Genomic DNA, 1,128 nt, shown 5'->3' with positions numbered 1-1,128 from the left:
CATTCATAGTTAAGTGACGATAGCCTAGGAGATACACCTGTACCCATGCCGAACACAGCAGTTAAGTCCTAGAACGCCTGAAGTAGTTGGGGGTTGCCCCCTGTGAGATAGGGTAGTTGCTTAGCTAAGGGGAGTTTAGCTCAGCTGGGAGAGCATCTGCCTTACAAGCAGAGGGTCAGCGGTTCGATCCCGTTAACTCCCATAAAGGTCCCGTAGTGTAGCGGTTATCACGTCGCCCTGTCACGGCGAAGATCGCGGGTTCGATTCCCGTCGGGACCGTTGGTTTAAAAACCAAGAAAGAAGACAGACTCGTTAGCTCAGTTGGTAGAGCAATTGACTTTTAATCAATGGGTCACTGGTTCGAGCCCAGTACGGGTCATATAGGCGGGTTTGGCGGAATTGGCAGACGCACCAGATTTAGGATCTGGCGCTTAACGGCGTGGGGGTTCAAGTCCCTTAACCCGCATAGAAAAATAAAATAGCCGGCTTAGCTCAGTTGGTAGAGCATCTGATTTGTAATCAGAGGGTCGCGTGTTCAAGTCATGTAGCCGGCATTACCGATAAGCGAACGTAGTTCAGTGGTAGAACACCACCTTGCCAAGGTGGGGGTCGCGGGTTCGAATCCCGTCGTTCGCTTAACGGCCGGGGTGGCGGAACTGGCAGACGCACAGGACTTAAAATCCTGCGAAGGGAGACCTTCGTACCGGTTCGATTCCGGTCCTCGGCATAAATATAATAAATAAGCACCCTTAGCTCAACTGGATAGAGTACCTGACTACGAATCAGGCGGTTAGAGGTTCGACTCCTCTAGGGTGCATTTTTTTCGGGAAGTAGCTCAGCTTGGTAGAGTACTTGGTTTGGGACCAAGGTGTCGCAGGTTCGAATCCTGTCTTCCCGATTGAATTGATGAGTAGGTACCTTCTAATTAGTTAAGAGGTTCCTTTTATTTTTTTATCTTCTCACCAAGCCTACTTGGTGAGACTTTTTTATAAAAAAGCGACAAAAGGTATTGACAAAGCTTAGTTGAGGTGCTAGAATATAATAGTTGTCTCGAAAGAGCATGACCTTTGAAAACTGAACAAGACAAGAAACCAAACGTGCAGGGTTATGAAAGTAACCTGTCAAAAA

Annotated in this window: 9 tRNA genes and 1 rRNA gene; all 10 read left to right on the top strand. The window is 48.0% G+C overall.

Annotated elements, in window-relative coordinates:
• Positions 1-9: 9 nt before the first annotated feature.
• The 10 genes from rrf to JHK64_RS07430 all read left to right on the top strand — a co-directional run bounded on the left by rrf (position 10) and on the right by JHK64_RS07430 (position 898).
• Positions 10-125 (top strand): 5S ribosomal RNA (gene rrf / locus JHK64_RS07475).
• Between the two features lie 4 nt (positions 126-129).
• Positions 130-202: transfer RNA gene (locus tag JHK64_RS07470), tRNA-Val, on the top strand.
• A gap of 4 nt (positions 203-206) precedes the next feature.
• Positions 207-279: transfer RNA gene (locus JHK64_RS07465), tRNA-Asp, on the top strand.
• A 27-nt stretch (positions 280-306) separates the two neighbouring features.
• Positions 307-379: transfer RNA gene (locus JHK64_RS07460), tRNA-Lys, on the top strand.
• 5 nt (positions 380-384) lie between these two features.
• Positions 385-466: transfer RNA gene (locus JHK64_RS07455), tRNA-Leu, on the top strand.
• A gap of 15 nt (positions 467-481) precedes the next feature.
• Positions 482-554: transfer RNA gene (locus JHK64_RS07450), tRNA-Thr, on the top strand.
• A 10-nt stretch (positions 555-564) separates the two neighbouring features.
• Positions 565-636 (top strand) — tRNA-Gly (locus JHK64_RS07445).
• A gap of 5 nt (positions 637-641) precedes the next feature.
• A tRNA-Leu gene (locus JHK64_RS07440) sits at positions 642-727 on the top strand.
• 16 nt (positions 728-743) lie between these two features.
• Positions 744-817 (top strand) — tRNA-Arg (locus JHK64_RS07435).
• 7 nt (positions 818-824) lie between these two features.
• Positions 825-898, top strand: a tRNA-Pro gene (locus JHK64_RS07430).
• The last annotated feature ends 230 nt before the right edge of the window (positions 899-1,128 follow it).

The sequence above is a fragment of the Streptococcus zalophi genome (genome assembly GCF_016481285.1).
Classification (GTDB): domain Bacteria; phylum Bacillota; class Bacilli; order Lactobacillales; family Streptococcaceae; genus Streptococcus; species Streptococcus zalophi.
This window is presented reverse-complemented; position numbering and strand designations above follow the sequence as displayed.